This window comes from uncultured Chitinophaga sp. (assembly GCF_937874145.1).
In the GTDB taxonomy this organism is placed as follows: Bacteria; Bacteroidota; Bacteroidia; order Chitinophagales; family Chitinophagaceae; genus Chitinophaga.
In genome coordinates, this window is the sequence record NZ_CALNBI010000455.1 from 1 (window position 1) to 14576 (window position 14576).

Genomic DNA, 14576 nt, shown 5'->3' on the forward strand with positions numbered 1-14576 from the left:
CATCCCTATTTACGCGGAGCGGTTTTTTCCATGCGCAGGCCCACGCTGAGCATATCGGGCAAGGGGTTCTGGCGCATGTTCTGCTCGAATGTGAAACGATAGGTGCCGGCCCTGGGAAGGATCGCGTTCTGCTGGATGGGAATGCGGTGCTCGAAGATATCGTCGAGGCCGCTGCCCAGCCATTTGCCGTAGCTGTCGGCCAGGGGCAGTTCCACCCTCCGGGTTTGCGGCAGGCTGTCGCCGGGCATCTGCGTGCTCACGATCAGCCAGAGATTGTTGTACGGATAGGCGTCCGTATGGCGGACGTTAACGTACAGGTTGTAAAAGAACGCCGTGTCTTCCGCGGCGAGCGTGACTTCATATGCTGGTTTGAAGGAAGCATCCCAGTTGGATTGCGGGATGTCCCTGTTTTTCTCGAAGGTATCCAGCTTCGGCGGCGAGCAGGCGAAAGCGAGCAGGCTGATGGCGAAGCAGGCGGAGCGTGATATCGTCGTGCGGATCATATGCTTGTTTAGAGTACGTTGAGCACCTGCTCTTTGGCTTTTTCCAGCTCGTCTTTCATCATCACTACCCATTGCTGGATGCCGGCGTCGTTTGCTTTGGAGCCGGTGGTGTTGATTTCGCGGCCGATCTCCTGGAGTACGAAGCCCAGTTTCTTGCCTTTGGCGGGCTCGGCTTCGTTGAGTATCTCTTTGAAATAGCGGCAGTGGTTCTGCAGGCGCACCAGTTCCTCGGAGATGTCGAGCTTCTCCAAATAGAAAATAAGCTCCTGTTCCATGCGGTTGCCGTCGACGTTTTCTTTGCCTACGTATTCGGCCAGGAGCGTTTCGAGGCGGGTGCGCACTTTCTCTTTGCGGAGCGGGTCCAGTTCGCGGACTTTTTCGGTGTAAAGCAGGATGTTATCGATACGAAGCAGGAGGTCTTTCTCCAGCATCTGCCCTTCATCGACGCGGTGTGCATCCATTTCTGCAACGGCTTTGCGGACGATGGCGGCTACTTCGTTCCATTCGTTTTCGGAGATTTGTTCGGAAGCGGGGGATACGACTTCAGGGAGCTTCATGAGCACGTTGAGCATATCTTCCTGCGGGATGGCGAGGTCGCGGGCCATGCCGGAGATGGCTTCGTAATAGTAACGGGCGAGCTCGGTGTTGATGACTACGGGGCGGTTGGCGCCGTTCTGTTTGATGTTGATCGTGGCATCGAGGGTGCCGCGCTGCAACTCCGATTGAAGGATGTTGCGGATGTCGAATTCGTAGGGTTTCAGTAAGGGGGACATTTTGAGATTCACTTCAAACTGTTTCCCATTGAGCGATTTGATCTCGGCCACAATGGTCGTTTCTCCCCGGGTTACCTCCGCACGGCCGAAGCCGGTCATGGATTTCAGCATATTATCTGTTTATGTGACAAACCTAGTCAATTATTGTCATATTTCGGCGCGGGCTACCAGCGTGTTAGCGGAAGAGGGCGGCTTCGAACGCTTTCTTGTCGAGGACGGTCATATCCCCCGGCTGCATGCCCCGTATATCGAGGCGGCCGATGCGGTAACGGATGAGCCTCAACGTGGGGAAGCCTACGGCTGCCGTCATCTTCCTCACCTGCCGGTTTTTGCCTTCGGTGAGCACCAGCCGTATCCAGGGCGCGGGTATGTGCTGGCGGAAGCGGATGGGCGGATGGCGGTCGGGCACTTCCGGCGGAGCGTCGAACAAAGATGCCTTTGCGGGTTGGGTGCGGAAAGGCTTCCCGTCGACCGTAATCGTTACGCCGGTTTCCAGCATGCGGATCGCTTCGGGCGTTACCGCGCCATCCACCTGCACCCAGTATTCCCGTTCGTGCGCCTGTGCCGGTTGCAGCAGGCGGTGGTTGACGGATTTGTCGTTCGTGAGGATCAATAACCCTTCGCTGTCGTAATCCAGCCTGCCTACCGGGTACACGTCTTTCGGCACATCGAAGAAGTCGGATAAAACGGCTTTATCCCCTTCCTTCCCGAACCGGGTCAATACCTGGTATGGCTTGTAAATGGTAAAATAGCGAAGGTTCACGCTCACTGCTTTGGTTAAGGGCCTGTAAATTAGTAATTTTGCCGCATCCTTAGCGATTTTATGGCACCTGACATGTTAAGCGATCCGTCTCCCTGCCCGTACTGCGGCAAATACCTGGGCGAAATATTTTCCGCCGCCACGCCTGAACATGTGGAAGAGATCGCCAACGCCAAAACCTGCAAGATCTACCGTAAAGGGCAAGACATATTCCAGGAAGGCGCGCATCCTTACGGCATCTGGTTCGTCAACTCCGGGAAAGTGAAGTTGTCGCACAGCGGCGACGAAGGCCGCGAGCAAATCATCCGCCTTGTGAAGCCGGGCGACCTCATCGGTTATAAGGCGCTCATTAGCAACGAACCATACACCGCTACCGCTACCGTGCTGGAAGACAGTGCGGTTTGTTTCATCCCCCGGGAAGTATTCCTCGGCCTTTTGCAGAAAGATCCCACCCTTGCGCTGCGCATGATGCAGATCCTGTCGAGCGAGCTGAGAAGGGCGGAACAGAAGATCACGCACCTGGCGCAGAAGCCAGTCCGCGAGCGCCTCGCCGAAACGTTGCTTACCCTGAAGGAAACTTATGGACTGGAAGCGGATGAGGAAACGATCAACGTGATGCTTTCCCGGGAGGAGATCGCCAACCTGGTGGGTACCGCTACGGAATCGGCCATCCGGTTGTTGTCGGAATTCAGGAAAGAGAAAGTGATTGATCTCTCCGGCAAAAAAATCCGCATTCTCCGCCTGCAGCAACTTATCAAAATGGCCAATCTCCAGGATTAAGCCATCTAAAACCCAAATCCGAACAGAGAACCGTTTGGCCGGCTAACTACCCATTACCGTCAGAAACGCGAAATTTAAAGCCTAGCATGGCGATGCAGTGCTATGCACGTGCGACGATATGTGTGATGAAACGTAGTGTTGGAAAGGGTTTGGGCTGGAATTAAAAAAGTCTGACTGCGTGAACAATCAGACTTTCTTAGTATGTGAATGGGTTAGTAAGTACAGGGAAATAAATTTCCCTACACAATATTAAAAAGAATTTCATCACAAAAGAAAAATTTTACAAGAAATTTTATTCACAAGCAAAAAAAAATTGTGGATAACGCCCCCTAACTTTGCTTCGATTTAACGATGTACATATGAAGTTTGACTCACCGATACCGGTTACAGAAATAGCAGCGCTCACCGGCGCAACGCTTAAAGGCAATGCGTCGCTGATGGCGACGGGCATCAACGAGATTCACAAGGTGACGCCCGGCGACATCTCGTTCGTGGATTTCGAGAAGTATTACAACGCCTGCCTCAACTCGGCGGCCACCATCATCATCATCAACAAGGATGTGGAAGTGCCCCCGGGCAAAGCGATCCTCGTTACCGACGATCCGTTCTCCGCATACGTGGGATTGGTAAAACGCTTCCGCCCCTATGAGCCGCAGAACAAGGCGGTGAGCGACAGCGCGGTGATCGGCGAAGGCACCGTTATTTCCCACGGCGCCGTTGTAGGCCATCACGTTACCATCGGCCGCAACTGCATCATCCACCCCAATGTCGTGATCTACGACCATACCGAAATCGGTGATAACGTGATCATCCATTCCGGCAGCGTCATCGGGGCAGATGCATTCTATTTCAAAAAACGGGCTACCCGCGAGGTCATGTGGGATAAACTCATGAGCTGCGGCCGCGTCATCATCGAAAGCGACGTGGAAATCGGCGCGCTCTGCACCATCGACAAAGGCGTAAGCGGCGATACCATCATCGGGCGCGGCACCAAGTTCGACAACATGATCCACATCGGCCACGGCACCGTTATCGGCCGCAACTGCCTCTTCGCCGCACAGGTAGGCGTAGGCGGCAAAGCCATTATCGAAGACAATGTGGTGCTCTGGGGACAGGTAGGCGTCAACAAAGACCTCACCATCGGGAAAGGCGCCGTCGTGTTTGCCGGCAGCGGGGTGAAAGACTCCATCGAAGGCGGTAAAAACTACTTCGGTTCGCCCGTGGAAGAAGCACGCACCAAAATGAAAGAACTCGCCTGGATCAAAAGGATCCCCGAGATGTGGAACAAAATCAAAGGTTAATATTCAAGTCATGATAAAATCCCTTTCCGGGTTCGCTGCAGCCTGCCTCCTCCTCGCCGGCTGCGGCGTTTCGAAGAACGCAACCCAAACCGGGCTCTATACCGCCGCCAACGAAGTAACCGTTAAGACCGACGACGGATGGTTCTCGGCCAAAACGATCTCCCTCGGCGATTACGCCACCACTTCCCGCACCAACGGCATCCCTTCCGGCGCGCCCGCGAAGCAATGGAAGAACACCTCCGACGCTTTTTACTTCACCGTAAAGAACGGCAGTTCGCAACTGCCCGTGCAGGTGCTCAGCACGCCGCGCATTACCTTCTCCGCACGCACCTTTCCCGGTTGGTTCCCGGTGATGGGGAACGATGCGCCGCTCTGGTACATCCACGCCGGCGCCACCGCCGCAGATCCGCTCAAAAGCTGGGAGATGATCGTGAAAAGGAACATCGCGTTCCTGGAGCTGAACGACAATAAAGCGGTCGGCATCCTCCGTTCCAATACCGACGAACTGAAGGTGACGGCGCACAACCGCTACGGTGCGGTGAACAGCGCTGACCGGATTTGTTATGAATTCCAGCTGAAGGGCATCCCTGTAGCCGCTGTGCTCACGGGGAAAGACCAGCGCGCCTGGCTGCAAAAGGAACTCGACCCCGCCACGCGCGAAACGCTGGCGGCAGTGATGCTCGGCCTGTTGTTCAGGCCGCAGTAAAGGATGGGATTCAGGAAGCGCGTTGCTGTTGTTCGCGGAGGAAGTTGCGCGATATTTCGCCAATGGTATCGGCGAGCGGGCGGAACCGGAAACCGGGGAGCGCTTCCAGGATCTTGCCGTTGTTGTAGTAGACTTTCAGTTGTGCCGTGCGGGCCGTTTCGCGGGTAAGCAAAGGGCGCTTGCCTGTGATCATGCCGCGGATTTTCTCTATCCGCCATACGATGGCCGCCATCCAGGGTTTGGCGGCGATGTGCGGGGGCTTCTTGCCGAGGTGGAGGGCCATTTCGTTGAACAGCTGGCGGTAGGGCCAGTTGTCGCCGTTGAGGATAAAGCGCTCGCCCGAAATGGGGCTTTCCATCAGCCGGATCATCGCTTCCACCACATCTTCCACATCCACGAAACCGTTGACGCCCTCTGTGTAATACGGAAACTCTTTCCAGGCATTCTTCAACAGCATCCCCGACCCGTCGTGCCAGAAACCACTTCCGAGTATAATGGAAGGGTTCACGATCACGGCGTCGAGCCCTTCGGCGATGCCGCGCCAGATTTCCATCTCGCTCAGATGTTTGCTGACGGCATACTGGCTGTTGTTTTTGCTTTCTTCCCACTGTGATTTTTCGTTCAGCTGATCGTTTTGCTTCGCGCGCCCCAGCGAGGCTACGGAGCTGACGTGCACCAGCTTGCGGATGTTCGCGTCGATCGCCATGTTCACGACGTTGGCGGTGCCTTCGATGTTGATCTTCATCATAGCCTCCCGTGCGTCCGGCTGGAAGGAAACGACGGCGGCGCAGTGGTATACTTCGTTAATGCCGGCGAATGCCGCTTCGAGGGAGGTAACATCGAGCACGTCGCCCTGCACCCATTCGATCCTGTCGGCCACATCTTTCACGGCGTCGGGTATGCGGCTGCGATAGAGGGCGCGTACCGGCTTGCCGGCCTTCACCAGCGCCCGCAGCAGATAACTACCCAAAAAACCCGTTCCGCCTGTGACAAGGATCATTGCTAATGAATTGAGATGAAGCCACAAATGTAAATCAATACTTGTAAAAACCTTTCCCGGTTTTGCGGCCCAGTTCGCCTTTTTCCACCAGTGCGGCCTGCATGGCTCCGGGCCGGAAACGGGGCGCTTCATCGAAGGCTTCGTAGAGCGAGCGCGTAACGGCGTAGTTGACGTCGTTGCCGATAAGGTCCATCAGCGCGAAGGGCCCCATGCGAAAACCTGCGGACTCCAGCAGTCGGTCGATCACGGCAAGGTCCGCCACACCGGAAGCTGCGATCTCCATGGCTTCGAGGTAGTAATGCCGGGCCACGCGGTTGACGATAAACCCGGGCGCGTCTTTCACATGCACGGGCGTTTTGCCCATATGCTGCACAACGGCGTATAAGAGTTGCGTAACGCTTTCCGCAGTTTGCGCGCCGCTCACCACTTCCACCAGCGCCATGAGGTGCGCGGGGTTGAAGAAGTGCATGCCGGCCACCCTTTCGGGATGCGGTATCGCTGCCGCGATGGCGGAAACGGACAGCGAAGAAGTATTGGTAGCGAAGATGGTGGTAGCGGGATTGTGTTGTGCCAATTCGCTAAAGAGGGCCGTTTTCACGGGGATCTTTTCCACGATGGCTTCTATGACCAGGTCGGCCTTGCAATCACTAACCTGGAGGCAGGGCTGAAGGCGTTGCAGGGTGGCCTCGCGGTCTTCGGGGTTCATCTTGCCTTTTTCCACCGATTTGTCGAGGTTTTTACGGATCATCTCCAGGCCTGCGGCCACGGCCTCGGGCTTCACGTCGAACAACAGGGTGGGGAATCCCGCCGCGGCGGAAACCTGTGCAATCCCGGCGCCCATGGTGCCGGCGCCGCAAACGGCGATCTGTCGGATGTCGGAAACGGATGTTAACATAAGGAAGATCGTTTTGGCGGAGCGTAGGGGGAAAGAAAAACGGCCGTCCCGGTGAGGACGGCCGTGCGTGATATGTTTAACGTGCGCCCTGGAACTGTTTCAGGAAGCGCTGGTCGTTTTCGGAGAAAAGACGGAGGTCTTTGATCTGGTACTTCAGCATGGTGAGCCTTTCGATGCCCATGCCGAATGCGAAGCCGGTGTATTTCGAAGAATCGATGCCGCAGTTTTCAAGCACCTGGGGGTGCACCATGCCGCAACCGAGGATCTCCACCCAGCCGCTGTGCTTGCACACGTTGCAGCCTTCGCCGCCGCAGATGAGGCAGGAGATATCCATTTCCGCGCTGGGCTCCGTGAACGGGAAGTAAGAAGGGCGGAAGCGGATCTTGAAGTTTTCGCCGAAGAACTCCTGCACGAAGTAATACAGCGTCTGCTTCAGGTCGGCGAACGAAACGTTCTCGGCTACATACAGCCCTTCGATCTGGTGGAAGAAGCAGTGCGCACGGGCGCTGATGGTTTCGTTACGGTATACACGGCCCGGGCAGATGATGCGGATGGGGAGCTTGCCTTCTTCCATCACCCGAACCTGAACGGAGGAGGTGTGGGTGCGCAACAGCCAGTCGGGATTGTTGTGTACATAAAAGGTGTCCTGCATGTCGCGGGCAGGGTGGTTTTCGTCGAGGTTGAGGGCGGTGAAGTTGTGCCAGTCGTTTTCGATCTCGGGCCCTTCCGCGATCGTGAAGCCCAGCCGTTCGAAGATGCGGATGGCTTTGTTGCGGACGATGCTGATAGGGTGGCGGGTGCCCAGGCGGTGCGGCTCGCCGGGCAGGGTGAGGTCGAGCTGGTCGGCCACGTTGCCGCCGGCATCTTTCAGGTGCCCGAATTCGGCGTACTTTTCTTCAGCCGCCAACTTGAAAGCATTCAGGACTTGCCCGAATTCCTTTTTCTGATCGTTCGGGACATTTTTCATTTCCCCGAAAAGGGCCTTTACGATCCCTTTGGTACCGAGGAATTTGATGCGGTATTGCTCCAGCTGTTCCGCGTTTTCGGGGCGGAAAGCGGCAATTTCCTGTTTATAAGCTTCTATTTGCTGCACGATTGGCTCCATAGCCGACAAAGATAACGAACGCCGGACAAAAATTCCCTGCCGGATTTTATGGAATCCGGGGCCGGGAGCATCTTCCTGTTAAATCCTCCCCCGTTATGCAAATACATATTCCTGTGATCATGGCCGGCATGCTCATCGCCTGCGCCCCGGCCACCCAATCGGAAAAAGATCTCGCCGCGCTCACCCGCGACGCCGAGATGCGCGAAGTACGCGTTGCGCAGGTGACCGCCGCAGCATCCATCGACCAGGAAAAGAAAAAAGCACCGCCTGTAGTGCGGAAAGACGAACAATTCGCGCCTCCCCGCCTGAAAACGCCCGAGGAAATCGAGCGCGACAATAAAAAGGCAGCAGCGAAAAAGGTGTATTTCGCGCCTCCCCGCCTGAAAACCGCCGAGGAAATTGAGCGCGACCGGCAAAAGCAGCAGAAAAAGCCCATCCGGAAGGTAAAAGTGAATGAAAAAACCGGCGAAGCCAGGTTGTACGATGCCAATAACAAAGACATCACCGAAACGGTATCGCCCAGAACGAAGAAAGTGAAAGTGGTAACCGACCCCTCCGGCAAATGGAAGCTGCTTGATGAAAACGGTAAACAAGTGACCGACGGACCGCCCCCTCCCCCGCCGCCGAGCCCCGACCGGGAACGCGACGCACAGAAAAAGAAGGGATAACCGCTTCCCTGAACCTGAAAACATCATCCCTTTCCATCCCTGCCCCCGTCCTGCCCGCAGTAGCCGCCATCGCTGCGGGAGGGATGGGTGAGGCGGGGCATCTTTTTAACAGCATTTACGGCGCCCGCCATCGCCGGCAGGCCGGAGCGATCCGGCCTTTTTTATGCGGATCACTCAAACACGACGGTCTTGTTCCGGTACACGAACACCCGGTCACTGAACACCAGCTGAAGGGCGCGCGCCAGCACGGAAGTCTCGATTTCCTTCCCCGCTTTCATCATGTCGGTAGCCGTGTAAGTATGGTTGACGGGGATGACCTGCTGCGCGATGATAGGCCCCTCGTCGAGCTCGTTGGTCACGAAATGGGAAGTAGCCCCGATCAGCTTCACCCCCCGCTCGAAGGCCTGGCGGTAGGGGTGCCCACCGGCGAATGCCGGCAGGAATGAATGGTGGATATTGATGATCCGCTCCGGGTAAGCCGCCACGAAATCCGGGCTGAGGATACGCATGAACTTGGCCAGCACGATATAATCCGGCCCGTTTCCCGCGATCAGCTCCCGTATCCGCCCCTCGAAATACGTTTTGTCGCCCTCCTCGTGGGAAACGAGGTGGAACGGAATATTGAATCGCTTGCAGATATTCTCCAGGTGAGGGTGGTTGCCGATCACGCATTGCACCGTGGCGCCCAGGGTGTTGAACTGGTTGCGGACCAGTATATCCGCCAGGCAGTGGTACTCGCGCGTCACCAGCACCACGATCTTTTTGTCGGGCCGCGGGTTGATGCTCACCAGCGCGTCGGCCGGCAGCACTTCCCGGATGGCGGACTCCAGGGCAACCGGGTCCGTTTCATTCTCCGCCGCTATACGCATGAAAAAACGATTATCGGATTTGTCCACGAATTCGCGGAGCGAAACGATATTCAACCCCGACTTCGCCAGGATCGCCGACACATCGGCCACCAGTCCCACCCGGTCCACCGATTGAATAAGTATGATCATAGTCTGCCTAAATTAATCATTCGCGGCGCTTGTTCATAGCGGCGCGTGGATTTTCACCCAAATCGATACTTTTTAATAATAACCCGGTTTATGACGACGGCAGCCGTGCGGGATTTTCGTTTATCAAAATGAATTTTGTTTCAGCGTGGCTTTTTATATCTTTTCAACATGAATAAGCACCTTTTGACGGCCGGATTGCTGCTACTCGCAACCCTCGGCATGGCGCAACAGCGTAAGCCTAACATTGTTTTCATCCTCGCCGACGATCTCGGGTACGGCGACCTCGGGGCCTACGGGCAACAGAAAATCAAAACTCCGCATATCGACAAAATGGCCAAAAACGGTATGCGTTTTACTTCGTTTTATGCCGGCACATCGGTGTGTGCGCCTTCGCGCTCCAGCCTCATTACGGGGCAGCACACGGGCCACACGTACGTCCGCGGCAATAAGGAGATACAGCCGGAAGGCCAGGAGCCGCTGGGAGATACGGTCCAGGGCATGGCCACGCTCCTGCAGCAGGCGGGTTATGTGACGGGCGCTTTCGGGAAGTGGGGCCTCGGCATGGTAGGCACCTCCGGCGCACCCGACAAAAAAGGTTTCGACCAGTTCTTCGGCTACAACTGCCAGCGCCAGTCGCACCGCTACTACCCCACGCATCTGTGGGATAACGACCGGAAAGTGATCCTGGAAGGGAATGACCTCACGCAGAAAGTGCATTATGCTCCGGAACTGATCCAGCGGAAAGCGCTGGCGTTTATCGAAGAGAACCAGGCGAAGCCGTTTTTCCTTTTTATCCCTGTCGTGCTGCCGCATGCGGAACTGCAGGGGCCGGAGGATGAGTGGTTTAAGATGTACGACGGCAAATTCCCCGAAACACCGCATAAAGGCAACGGGTACGGTCCGGGCGCCACCATCGCCGGATATGCTTCGGTCGACAAGCCGCACGCTACGTATGCGGGCATGGTGTCGCGGATGGATGCTTACTTGGGACAGGTGATCGCGAAACTGACCGAACTGAAGCTCCTCGATAATACCATCATCATTTTTACGAGCGATAATGGTGCGCATACCGAAGGCGGGGCCGATGTGCCGTTCTTCAACAGCAACGGCGGCCTGCGCGGCACCAAGCGCGACCTGTACGAAGGCGGTATCAGGACGCCTTTCATCGTGCAGTGGAACGGCAAGGTGAAAGCGGGATCTACCTCGGATTATATCGGTGCGTTCTGGGACGTACTGCCTACCTTCGTGGATATCACCGGCGCCCCCGCGCCGCGGTACACCGACGGCATTTCGTTCCTGCCGGCACTGAGCGGCAAGGGCCGTCAACGGCAGCACGATTACCTGTACTGGGAATTCCATGAAGGCGGCGGCCGCCAGGCGGTGCGGATGGGCAAATGGAAAGGCGTACGTTACCAGGTGAAGAAAGATCCCGGCTCAACGGTGGAACTGTACGACCTGGAGAAAGACCCGGCGGAGCAGCACAACATCGCCGCAGCGCACCCGGAAATCACGAAAGTAATGAGCGAAAAGATGGCCGAAGCGCATGTAGAATCGCCGATATTCCCCCTGCTGGGAGCAAAAAAATAACCATACGCTGTTGGAAACGACTGCCGCAGCGTGGGGCGCCCTCTTGGGGGCGCCCTTTTTTTATCCGTGATTTGTGCGCTAGTTGCCGGGAGTTGTCCATTGTCGGGGATGGTGTAAAACAATAGATTCGTTCGTTTGTAATATTTGAACGCAAAACCGAAAACCATGGAGAACAATTTCGACGTTATTGTCATCGGTTCCGGACCGGGCGGCTATACGGCCGCCATCCGCGCCGCCCAGCTGGGCAGCACCTGTGCCATTATTGAAAAGTATCCCGTGCTGGGGGGCACCTGCACCAACGTGGGCTGCATCCCTTCCAAAGCCATGCTCGACAGCTCCGAAAACTACGATATCATCCGGCATAAAGTGGCCAAACAGGGCATTCATGTGAGCGGAACGGAAATCAATTTCGGGGAGATGGTGGCGCGCAACCGCGGCGTGGTGAAGCAGAATAACGACGGGCTTGTCTTCCTCATGAAAAAGAATAAAATCCAGGCTTTCTACGGACTGGGAACCCTCGGCAAAGGGAAGAAAGTAACGGTGAAACAGGCCGACGGCAAAACGGTGGAGCTGACGGGCAAGCACATTATCATCGCCACCGGCTCCAAACCCTCTGCCCTGCCGGGTATCACGATCGACAAGCAACGGATCATCACTTCTACCGAAGCGCTCTACCTGAAAGAAATGCCCAAAACGATGACCATCATCGGCGGCGGCGTGATCGGGGTGGAAATGGCTTCCATCTTCCACCGCATCGGCGTAAAAGTGACGATCGTCGAATACGCGAAAAGCCTCATCCCCACGATGGATGCCGAACTGGGTAAAGAGCTGCAGAAGATCCTGTCGAAATCGGGCATCGAAATTCTGACGGGCTGCGCCGTGAAAGGGGCCGTCAATAACGGGAAAGACGTGACCACCACGTATGCGGACCCCTCCGGCAGGGAAGTCACCGTTGCCGCCGAATACTGCCTGGTGGCGGTGGGGCGCCGCCCGTATACCGAAGGCCTCGGCCTCGAAAACACCGCCGTCAAAACCGACGAGCGCGGCCGCATCCAGACCGACGATCACCTGCAAACCGCCGACCCTGGTATTTATGCCATCGGCGATGTGGTGAAAGGCGCCATGCTGGCGCATAAAGCGGAAGACGAAGGCGTGATGGTGGCGGAGACCATTCACGGGAAGTCGCATCATATCAACTACAACTGCATTCCTTCCGTCGTGTACACCTGGCCGGAAGTAGCGGGTGTGGGGTATACGGAAGAACAGCTCAAAGAAAAAAACATTCCCTACAACAAAGGCAAGTTCCCGTTCATGGCGAGCGGCAGGGCCCGCGCGTCGGACGATACGGAGGGTTTTTCCAAAGTGCTGTCCGATCCCAAATACGGTGAAATCCTGGGCGTGCATATCATCGGCGCCCGCGCGGCGGACCTCATCGCGCAGGCCGTTACCGCCATGGAATTCGAGCTGACGGACATGGAATTGGGCAAGATCTCCTACGCCCACCCCACGTTCTCCGAAACGCTCAAAGATGCTTACCTGGCGGCGTCCGGCCGTGGGGCGATCAACTTTTAAATTTTCACATCCCGGTAGAAAAGAAAAACCGGCCGGCCGGTTTTTTTATGTGCGTTACGACAGCGACGGCGGTGCCGTTTGCCGCAGGTAGAGCGTTTGCGTGGGATGCGCGAAGTGAATTCCTTCTTTCCGGAAAGCAGCGTAGATATCGAGGTTGATGGCCTGCTGTTTATCCATGAACAGCACATAGTCGGGGCTGAGGATGTAATATACCAGCTCGAAATTGAGGCTGGATTCGCCGAAGCCCGCGAAATGCGCGCGGTCGAATTGCACGTTGTCCTGGCTTTCCACGGCGCCGCGCAGGATGGCGGGGATGATGGAGAGGTTTTCTTCCGAGGTCTGGTAAGTGACCCGCAGCTGCGCAACTACCCTTCTTCTTTCCATTCTCTTGTAGTTGTGGATGCGGGAATTGGTGAGGTCGGTATTGGAGCAGACGAGTTGTTCGCCGTTGAGGGTGCGGATGCGCGTGGTTTTGATACCGATGTATTCGATGACGCCGAGTTTATCATCGACCAGGATAAAATCCCCGATTTCGAAGGGCCGGTCGAAGAAGATGACGAAATAGCTGAAGAGGTCGCCCAGGATGGTTTGCGCGGCGAGGGCGATGGCGATACCGCCGATCCCGAGGCCGGCGATGAGTGTGGTGACGTTGTAACCCAGGTTGGAGATGAGGGACAGGATGCCGAGGGTCCAGATGAAGAAATTAACGATCAGGATGAGGCCGTTGGCTTGTTTCTCTTTGGTTTCGCTGTTGTCCTGCCTTTTAATGTAACCGAACACGAACCGGCGGAAAAGGGCGCTGATGCCGCGGAGCACGAAGAAGGTCATCGCGGCGAGGAAGGCCACGCGGATGACGTTGGCGAGTTTGTCGTGGAGGCTGAGCGATTGCAGTGCGGACCATACGGCCAGCACGTATAATGCGGGCACGATGGTGCGTCCGGCGAGGCGGATAATGAAATCGTCCCAGGTGCGTTCGGTATTGGCGGTCCACTGGAGGAGTTTCTTCAGCACGATGGACCGGAGGACGCGGATGGCGAGGAAGGAAACGAGGATGATAATGGATGCGGTGATCCAGGAGGCAATGGAATTGCCTGCCCATGTCTGGTGTAATACATTTTCCATTTCTTTCTTTTTGTGGTGGAAAACCGGTTTACGAATGGCCGCAATAGGAATATTACCGCTTGGTGCGCAGGGGACATTGCTGAAAATATCCGTCCTGCATATTAGTTATGCCAATCTGATGGATTGAAGCGTATCCGGCAAATATAGGAAAATGAGCGGGGAAGGGCAAGGAAATGCGTGTTAAAAAATGGTGACCCGCATGTGCGGGCAGCCGATATTCAGCAGGTGCGGCATGCCGGAATTGTTATCTTAGCATTCTAAAAATTCCTTACCTATGAACGAACAAGTGTCCCAACTCGGCGAAGAGTTCGATATTCCATCCGTGACCCGCCGGCAATTACTCCCGCTTTGGATTAAAATTTTCAGTTGGATATTCGTGTTTGTCGGATTGTTGTCGCTGTTGTGCCTTTTCCTGGCGGCATTGGGCGTACCGGTCAGTTTATCTGTTTTCGGGTTGGAAACGACAGACGGGCTATCGCCGACAGGACTGATCGTTATTTCTATGTTTTTGCTGAAAGCAATAGTGTCTATCGGGCTGTTGGGCATGCAGAAGTGGGCGGTGGAGCTCGCGTTGGCAGACGCTGTGCTGGGTATAATCGTTTGTCTGACGACCATGGTTGCCGGGGTTTGGGATGGAAACCTGACAATCCGGCTGGAGTTGGTTTTACTGGGATTGTATTTATGGAAGATGTTGAAGATCAGGAATGATTGGAAGAATAGTCCGCAGTAATTGATTCCAGGATCGTGATAATGAAAAAAAGCGCCGGAGTAACGGCGCTTTTTTAGTGGAAGTGGTCCCACCTGGG

At 55.8% G+C, this 14576-nt stretch carries 15 protein-coding genes; 7 read left to right on the forward strand and 8 right to left on the reverse strand.

What is annotated here, in order from left to right:
• Positions 1 to 5: 5 nt before the first annotated feature.
• From Q0510_RS21930 to Q0510_RS21940, 3 genes are all read right to left on the reverse strand, one after another.
• Complete coding sequence (locus Q0510_RS21930) at positions 6 to 503, reverse strand: gliding motility lipoprotein GldH (protein WP_298716447.1); 498 nt, start codon at positions 501 to 503, stop codon at positions 6 to 8.
• 8 nt (positions 504 to 511) lie between these two features.
• Positions 512 to 1387 carry a YicC/YloC family endoribonuclease gene (locus Q0510_RS21935; RefSeq protein ID WP_298716450.1) on the reverse strand — a complete coding sequence of 292 codons (876 nt, stop codon included), beginning with the start codon at positions 1385 to 1387 and terminating at the stop codon, positions 512 to 514.
• A gap of 64 nt (positions 1388 to 1451) precedes the next feature.
• Positions 1452 to 2039, reverse strand: a complete 588-nt coding sequence (locus tag Q0510_RS21940; RefSeq protein ID WP_298716453.1) for a pseudouridine synthase — start codon at positions 2037 to 2039, stop codon at positions 1452 to 1454.
• A 60-nt stretch (positions 2040 to 2099) separates the two neighbouring features.
• Here Q0510_RS21940 and Q0510_RS21945 point away from each other — a divergent pair, with 60 nt between their 5' ends.
• From Q0510_RS21945 to Q0510_RS21955, 3 genes are all read left to right on the forward strand, one after another.
• Positions 2100 to 2816: a Crp/Fnr family transcriptional regulator gene (locus Q0510_RS21945; protein ID WP_298716455.1), complete on the forward strand. Its 717-nt coding sequence runs from the start codon at positions 2100 to 2102 to the stop codon at positions 2814 to 2816.
• A 359-nt stretch (positions 2817 to 3175) separates the two neighbouring features.
• The gene (locus tag Q0510_RS21950) at positions 3176 to 4117 is read left to right on the forward strand and encodes a UDP-3-O-(3-hydroxymyristoyl)glucosamine N-acyltransferase (protein WP_298716458.1); all 942 of its coding nucleotides are present in this window, start codon (positions 3176 to 3178) and stop codon (positions 4115 to 4117) included.
• Between the two features lie 10 nt (positions 4118 to 4127).
• Positions 4128 to 4823, forward strand: a complete 696-nt coding sequence (locus Q0510_RS21955) for a hypothetical protein (protein ID WP_298716461.1) — start codon at positions 4128 to 4130, stop codon at positions 4821 to 4823.
• 10 nt (positions 4824 to 4833) lie between these two features.
• Here Q0510_RS21955 and Q0510_RS21960 read toward each other — a convergent pair whose 3' ends face one another.
• From Q0510_RS21960 to pheS, 3 genes are all read right to left on the reverse strand, one after another.
• Positions 4834 to 5823 carry an NAD-dependent epimerase/dehydratase family protein gene (locus tag Q0510_RS21960; RefSeq protein WP_298716464.1) on the reverse strand — a complete coding sequence of 330 codons (990 nt, stop codon included), beginning with the start codon at positions 5821 to 5823 and terminating at the stop codon, positions 4834 to 4836.
• Between the two features lie 34 nt (positions 5824 to 5857).
• Complete coding sequence (locus tag Q0510_RS21965) at positions 5858 to 6718, reverse strand: 3-hydroxyacyl-CoA dehydrogenase NAD-binding domain-containing protein (RefSeq protein WP_298716466.1); 861 nt, start codon at positions 6716 to 6718, stop codon at positions 5858 to 5860.
• Between the two features lie 76 nt (positions 6719 to 6794).
• On the reverse strand, positions 6795 to 7823 hold the full coding sequence (gene pheS / locus Q0510_RS21970; protein WP_298716467.1) for a phenylalanine--tRNA ligase subunit alpha: 1029 nt from the start codon (positions 7821 to 7823) through the stop codon (positions 6795 to 6797).
• Between the two features lie 95 nt (positions 7824 to 7918).
• Here pheS and Q0510_RS21975 point away from each other — a divergent pair, with 95 nt between their 5' ends.
• Positions 7919 to 8491: a hypothetical protein gene (locus tag Q0510_RS21975; protein ID WP_298716468.1), complete on the forward strand. Its 573-nt coding sequence runs from the start codon at positions 7919 to 7921 to the stop codon at positions 8489 to 8491.
• A gap of 170 nt (positions 8492 to 8661) precedes the next feature.
• Here the strand turns inward: Q0510_RS21975 and purU are convergent, their stop codons facing one another.
• The gene (purU, locus tag Q0510_RS21980) at positions 8662 to 9489 is read right to left on the reverse strand and encodes a formyltetrahydrofolate deformylase (RefSeq protein WP_298716470.1); all 828 of its coding nucleotides are present in this window, start codon (positions 9487 to 9489) and stop codon (positions 8662 to 8664) included.
• Positions 9490 to 9657: 168 nt separating this feature from the next.
• Here purU and Q0510_RS21985 point away from each other — a divergent pair, with 168 nt between their 5' ends.
• Both Q0510_RS21985 and lpdA read left to right on the forward strand, forming a co-directional pair.
• Positions 9658 to 11076 (forward strand): arylsulfatase, encoded by a 1419-nt coding sequence (locus tag Q0510_RS21985; protein WP_298716472.1) that lies wholly within the window; start codon positions 9658 to 9660, stop codon positions 11074 to 11076.
• A gap of 165 nt (positions 11077 to 11241) precedes the next feature.
• Entirely contained in the window at positions 11242 to 12648 is a 1407-nt protein-coding gene (gene lpdA / locus Q0510_RS21990; RefSeq protein ID WP_298716475.1) for a dihydrolipoyl dehydrogenase, read from the forward strand.
• Positions 12649 to 12702: 54 nt separating this feature from the next.
• On the opposite strand, the gene Q0510_RS21995 is transcribed toward lpdA, so the two are convergent.
• Positions 12703 to 13770 carry a mechanosensitive ion channel family protein gene (locus Q0510_RS21995; protein ID WP_298716479.1) on the reverse strand — a complete coding sequence of 356 codons (1068 nt, stop codon included), beginning with the start codon at positions 13768 to 13770 and terminating at the stop codon, positions 12703 to 12705.
• Positions 13771 to 14044: 274 nt separating this feature from the next.
• On the opposite strand from Q0510_RS21995, the gene Q0510_RS22000 reads away from it, so the two are divergent.
• Complete coding sequence (locus Q0510_RS22000; RefSeq protein WP_298716482.1) at positions 14045 to 14500, forward strand: hypothetical protein; 456 nt, start codon at positions 14045 to 14047, stop codon at positions 14498 to 14500.
• The last annotated feature ends 76 nt before the right edge of the window (positions 14501 to 14576 follow it).

What these genes read in the sequence shown, in the direction of transcription:
- Q0510_RS21930 (WP_298716447.1), bottom strand. Translation starts at nt 503, where the DNA reads ATGATCCGCACGACGATATCACGCTCCGCCTGCTTCGCCATCAGCCTG.
- Q0510_RS21935 (WP_298716450.1), bottom strand. Translation starts at nt 1,387, where the DNA reads ATGCTGAAATCCATGACCGGCTTCGGCCGTGCGGAGGTAACCCGGGGA.
- Q0510_RS21945 (WP_298716455.1), top strand. Translation starts at nt 2,100, where the DNA reads ATGGCACCTGACATGTTAAGCGATCCGTCTCCCTGCCCGTACTGCGGC.
- Q0510_RS21950 (WP_298716458.1), top strand. Translation starts at nt 3,176, where the DNA reads ATGAAGTTTGACTCACCGATACCGGTTACAGAAATAGCAGCGCTCACC.
- Q0510_RS21955 (WP_298716461.1), top strand. Translation starts at nt 4,128, where the DNA reads ATGATAAAATCCCTTTCCGGGTTCGCTGCAGCCTGCCTCCTCCTCGCC.
- Q0510_RS21960 (WP_298716464.1), bottom strand. Translation starts at nt 5,823, where the DNA reads ATGATCCTTGTCACAGGCGGAACGGGTTTTTTGGGTAGTTATCTGCTG.
- Q0510_RS21965 (WP_298716466.1), bottom strand. Translation starts at nt 6,718, where the DNA reads ATGTTAACATCCGTTTCCGACATCCGACAGATCGCCGTTTGCGGCGCC.
- pheS (WP_298716467.1), bottom strand. Translation starts at nt 7,823, where the DNA reads ATGGAGCCAATCGTGCAGCAAATAGAAGCTTATAAACAGGAAATTGCC.
- Q0510_RS21975 (WP_298716468.1), top strand. Translation starts at nt 7,919, where the DNA reads ATGCAAATACATATTCCTGTGATCATGGCCGGCATGCTCATCGCCTGC.
- purU (WP_298716470.1), bottom strand. Translation starts at nt 9,489, where the DNA reads ATGATCATACTTATTCAATCGGTGGACCGGGTGGGACTGGTGGCCGAT.
- Q0510_RS21985 (WP_298716472.1), top strand. Translation starts at nt 9,658, where the DNA reads ATGAATAAGCACCTTTTGACGGCCGGATTGCTGCTACTCGCAACCCTC.
- lpdA (WP_298716475.1), top strand. Translation starts at nt 11,242, where the DNA reads ATGGAGAACAATTTCGACGTTATTGTCATCGGTTCCGGACCGGGCGGC.
- Q0510_RS21995 (WP_298716479.1), bottom strand. Translation starts at nt 13,770, where the DNA reads ATGGAAAATGTATTACACCAGACATGGGCAGGCAATTCCATTGCCTCC.
- Q0510_RS22000 (WP_298716482.1), top strand. Translation starts at nt 14,045, where the DNA reads ATGAACGAACAAGTGTCCCAACTCGGCGAAGAGTTCGATATTCCATCC.